Below are 4,661 nucleotides of genomic sequence, written 5' to 3'. Positions count from 1 at the left end.
GGGAAGGATCAGCAACCGAGAGGGAGCTGAGGCCTTGGCGATCAGTGTCCGGCAGTTCAAGCGGCTGCGGTCTCGGTTTCGGACCCATGGGGCACGAGGGCTGGTTCATGGCAACCGTGGACGACCTTCGCCCCGCCGGCTGGCCGAGGCGACGCGACAGCGGGTCCACGAGTTGCTGACCGGACCGGTGAAAGTCAACGACCATCACTTGGCCGAGTTGGTGAGTGAAGAGGGGTGGCCGGTCAGCGCCGCCAGCGTGCGCCGCGAGCGCCAGCGGCTCAAGCTCGCTCCCAAGCGGCGCCGCCGCCCGCCCCGCCATCACCGGCGCCGCGAACGCGCCGCGCGACGCGGGGCGCTGGTCTTGATCGACGGTAGCCCGTTCCACTGGTTCGACGACGCCACTCACTGGGACCTGGTCGGGGCCGTGGACGATGCGACCGGAGAGATCCTGGCCTTGCACTTCCGCCCGCACGAAGACCTGCACGGCTTCGTCACCGTCCTCCACGAGCTGATCACCACCCACGGGGTCCCGCTCCAGCTCTACGGTGATCGCAGCGCAACCTTGGTCCGCAACGACGCCCATTGGTCGCTCGAGGAACAACTGGCGGGTCGGCAATCTCCGACTCAGTTCGGCTCCATGCTCGAGGACCTCGGCGTGCGGTTCATCGCCGCCACCAGCCCTCAGGCGAAAGGCCGCATCGAACGCATGTGGGGCACGCTTCAGGACCGCCTGGCCACCGAGCTGCGGCTTCGGCATCACGCGACCCTCGCTGCCGCCCGTGACTACTTGCCGCTCTTCATCACCCGCCACAACCGCCGCTGGGCTGGGCCACCTCGCGAGGCGGCGTCCGCCTTCCGTGCCCCTCCGCGCGATCTCGATCACATCCTCGCCTGTCGCTACTCGCGCGTGGTCGCTCGCGACAACACCGTCTCCATCCCGGGACGCTGGATCCAACTCCCCCCAGGCCCTCAGCACCGCACTTGGCAAGGCGCCAAAGTGGAAGCCCGTGAACTTCTGGACGGACGCCTCATCGTCCTGCACCCTCGCCACGGATGCATCGCCGAGCAACCCGCTCCGCCTGCTCTCTCTGCTCCCTTCATCCTCCAATCACGCCACACCGATCGTTCGAGGAAGTCCAGGACTCCGGCCCATGCCCGACCTGCTCCCCCAGCCCTTCCACCCAAACCTCGAACTCGCTCGAGAGGCATCGGCACCTTGACCAACATCCGCCGTCCCAGTCCAAGTAACCCCTGGAAACGCTTTGAATACGGCCAACCCCAATCTCTGCGCAAAGCCAGAGCTGGGGGGTGACAGAGTCATTGACGCCTTAGGGGGACAGAGTCACTGACGCGCGACAGCGCTGGCTACACCGTCGCTCCGGCGAGCTCCGCGATCGCCGCCGCCACGTCGGCGCCGGACTTGTTCAGAGCCGCCATCTCCTCCGGTCCCAGATCGAGCTCGATGATCTTCTCCACGCCCTTCCCGCCCAGCACGACCGGCACGCCGATGAAGAGGTCCTTCATCCCGTACTCACCCTGGAGCAGCACCGAGCACGGCACGAGACGCTTCTGGTCGGTGAGGATCGCTTCCGCCATCTCGACCGCGGACATCGCCGGCGCGTAGTAGGCCGAACCGGTCTTCAGCAGCTTCACGATCTCGGCGCCGCCGTCGCGCGTGCGCTGGACGATTTGCGAGAGCCGGTCCGCAGGGATCAGCTCGGTGACCGTGATGCCGCCCACCGTGGTGTAGCGCGGCAGCGGCACCATCGAGTCCCCGTGGCCACCGAGCACCATGGCCTGCACGTCGGCCCCCGAGATGCCCAGCTCCATGGCGATGAACGCGCGGAAGCGCGCAGAGTCCAGGATGCCGGCCATGCCCATGACTCGCGACTTCGGTAACCCGCTCACCTTCCAGAACAGGTGCGCCATCACGTCCAGCGGGTTGGTGACCACCACCACGTAGGCGTCCGGCGCGTGCTTCTTCACCGCCTCGGCGGCGGGGCGCACGATGTCGGCGTTGGCCTTGAGAAGATCGGTGCGCGACATGCCGGGCTTGCGCGGGAAGCCCGCGGTCATGATCACCAGGCCGGCGCCCTTCACCGCGGACAGATCGTTCGCGCCCTCGATCGCCCCGCCCTTGTGCCACAAGGGAGCGGCCTGACGCATGTCGAGCGCCTTGCCCTGGGGCATGCCTTCGACGATGTCGATCAGCGTCACGTCGGCGAGCCCGCGCTCGGCGACGTAGAGCGCCGCGCTGGCCCCGACGTTGCCGGCTCCGATCACTGCCACCTTGTGCTTCACCGCATCCTCCTTGTCGGTTGCCGAGCTTCTCTCAAACGAAAGCGCCACGCCGCAGCTTGCGAGGCGTGGCGCGGAACGTCTCGAACGAACGGTCGACGCTAAGCAGTCTCGCCTGCGGTCACGGGCACGATGTGCACGCGCTTGCGGTTTCGTCCCCAGCGCGTGAACTTGACGACGCCTTCGATCATGGCGAACAGCGTATCGTCGCTGCCCTGCCCCACGTTCTCGCCGGGATGGAATCGTGTGCCGCGCTGCCGCACCAGGATGCTGCCGGCGTTGACGAGCTGGCCGCCGAAGCGCTTGACGCCGAGCCGTTGCGCGTTCGATTCGCGACCGTTCTTCGACGAGGACTGACCTTTTTTATGCGCCATGCCTGACTCCTAAGCCTTGATGCCGGTCACCCGCACTCGCGTGAGCGAATCGCGGTGACCGATCCGCCGACGATACTCGCGGCGACGCTTGAACTTGAAGACCCGCAGCTTGGGTCCCCGCAGGTGCTCGAGCACTTCGACCGTCAGGGTCGCGCCCTTCAGGTAGGGGCTGCCGACCGTGATGGTGTCTCCGTCGCACACCATCAGGACCTGGTCGAAGTCGAGCTTCTTCCCAGGCTCACCCGACATGCGGGGCAGATCCAGGGTCTCATCGGGCGTCACCTTGGTCTGGGTGCCGTTGATGTTGACGATTGCGTACATCAGAGGCTTCTCCTTGAAGCGCCACGATTTGGGTCCACGCGTTCATCCAGATCGAGAGGCCTCGTGGGCGCGTGGGACGGACACCCCGTCGCATCGGAACACGGTTTTTTACCATGCCCGGGGAACGGGGGTCAAGAAACCGGGGGTCTCGAGGCGATGGCCGGCCAAGCCTCTCCCCTTCGGCTATGCTGCGGGCGCCAGAAGAGAAGGGCCGTCCGAGAAAAAGACGTCTCCGCCCATCCAGGAGAAATCGAATGTCCCGCATTGGCCTCTCGATCCTCTGCGCCGTCCTTCTCTCGGGCAACGCCTTCGCGGCGCCGGCGCCGGCGCCGGCGACGCCGTCGATCGGCGCCTTCAGCCGCGAGCTCGAGACCGTCGCGACGCGCGTCGCTCCCGCGGTGGTCGAGATCGCGGTCACGGCCTACGGCGCGACCACCGGGCCGGCTCGCGTCACCGAAGATCTGCTGGGACGCGAGCGCCGCGGCGGCTCCGGCTTCCTGATCAGCAGCGATGGCTACATCGTCACCAACTTCCACGTCGTCCAGGGCGCGCGCCGATTGCTGGTTCTCGCAGCCCTGCCTCCGGCCTCGGACTCGCCACGACAGTCCATCCTCAAGCCGACCGGCCGCTGGATCGAAGCCCGCATCGTCGGCGTCGACCGTGAGACCGATCTGGCGGTGCTCAAGATCGAGCAGAAAGGACTCCCTCACCTCGCGTTCGGGGACTCGGACAAACTCAAACCCGGCCAGGTGGTGCTCGCCTACGGCAGTCCGCTCGGGCTCGAGAACTCGGTGACGATGGGGGTCGTCAGCTCGGTGGCCCGCCAGCTCGAGGCGGAGTCCCCGATGGTGTACCTGCAGACCGACGCACCGATCAATCCGGGAAACAGCGGCGGGCCGCTCCTCAACCTGGCGGGCGAAGTCGTGGGGGTCAACACGCTGATCATGTCGAAGTCCGGGGGCAGCGAGGGCATCGGCTTCGCGGCGCCGAGCAACATCGCCAAGGCGGTCTCGGACCAGATCCGAGCGGATGGCCGGGTCCGCCGCGGGCAGATCGGGGTCAGCGCCCAGACCATCACGCCGGTGCTCGCCAAAGGGCTGGGGCTGCCTCGCGACTGGGGCGTGGTGGTGGCCGACGTCGAGCCGGGTGGTCCCGGGGCGCGCGCCGGGGTCCAGCCCGGGGACGTCGTGGCCGAGCTGAATGGAAAAGCCATGGAGAACGGACGGCAATTCGAGGTCAACCTTTACCGGAGCCGACCGGGCCAAGAGGTTTACCTGACGCTGGATCGAGCCGGGAAGCGCATCCCGGTCACGGTGACCGTGATCGAGCGCAAGGAGGAGTCGCCGAGCTTCGAAGGCATCGCCAACCCGGACAATCTGATTCCCAAGCTCGGAGTCCTGGCGGCGGATCTGAGCCCAGACCTGGTCAAGCGCCTGCCGTGGCTGCGCGATCCGACCGGCGTGCTGGTGGCGGCGCGGGCCGCCGATGCCCCCTTCATCGATGGTGGTTTGCAGCCGGGGGACGTGGTGGTGTCGCTGAACCGTGTCGCGACGCCATCGATTGCCTCTCTCCGGGACGCGCTCGCCAAGACAGGCTCCGGAGGTGCGGTCGTGCTCCAGGTCAATCGGATGGGCCAGCTCCAGTACGTCGCGTTCGAGATGGAGTGAG

The 4,661-nt window shown here is 67.2% G+C and carries 5 protein-coding genes; 1 reads left to right on the top strand and 4 read right to left on the bottom strand.

What is annotated here, in order from left to right; translation table 11 throughout:
- The 4 genes from VFQ05_11875 to rplU all read right to left on the bottom strand — a co-directional run.
- The coding region (locus VFQ05_11875) for a hypothetical protein (protein HET9327462.1) at positions 1-760 on the bottom strand (760 nt) is incomplete at its 3' end.
- 605 nt (positions 761-1,365) lie between these two features.
- Positions 1,366-2,301: a malate dehydrogenase gene (mdh, locus tag VFQ05_11870; protein ID HET9327461.1), complete on the bottom strand. Its 936-nt coding sequence runs from the start codon at positions 2,299-2,301 to the stop codon at positions 1,366-1,368.
- A gap of 98 nt (positions 2,302-2,399) precedes the next feature.
- Complete coding sequence (gene rpmA, locus VFQ05_11865; protein HET9327460.1) at positions 2,400-2,672, bottom strand: 50S ribosomal protein L27; 273 nt, start codon at positions 2,670-2,672, stop codon at positions 2,400-2,402.
- Between the two features lie 9 nt (positions 2,673-2,681).
- The gene (gene rplU, locus VFQ05_11860; GenBank protein HET9327459.1) at positions 2,682-2,993 is read right to left on the bottom strand and encodes a 50S ribosomal protein L21; all 312 of its coding nucleotides are present in this window, start codon (positions 2,991-2,993) and stop codon (positions 2,682-2,684) included.
- A gap of 254 nt (positions 2,994-3,247) precedes the next feature.
- Between rplU and VFQ05_11855 the strand changes: the two genes are divergently transcribed.
- On the top strand, positions 3,248-4,660 hold the full coding sequence (locus tag VFQ05_11855; GenBank protein HET9327458.1) for a trypsin-like peptidase domain-containing protein: 1,413 nt from the start codon (positions 3,248-3,250) through the stop codon (positions 4,658-4,660).
- Position 4,661 lies beyond the last annotated feature (1 nt).

This window comes from Candidatus Eisenbacteria bacterium (genome assembly GCA_035712145.1).
In the GTDB taxonomy this organism is placed as follows: Bacteria; Eisenbacteria; RBG-16-71-46; order RBG-16-71-46; family RBG-16-71-46; genus DASTBI01.
The sequence above is the reverse complement of the archived record's forward strand: the minus strand, read 5'-3'. Positions and strand labels throughout refer to the sequence as shown.

Excerpts from the sequence above, each read along its gene's own strand:
- rpmA (HET9327460.1), bottom strand. The coding sequence starts at position 2,672 with ATGGCGCATAAAAAAGGTCAGTCCTCGTCGAAGAACGGTCGCGAATCG.
- rplU (HET9327459.1), bottom strand. The coding sequence starts at position 2,993 with ATGTACGCAATCGTCAACATCAACGGCACCCAGACCAAGGTGACGCCC.
- VFQ05_11855 (HET9327458.1), top strand. The coding sequence starts at position 3,248 with ATGTCCCGCATTGGCCTCTCGATCCTCTGCGCCGTCCTTCTCTCGGGC.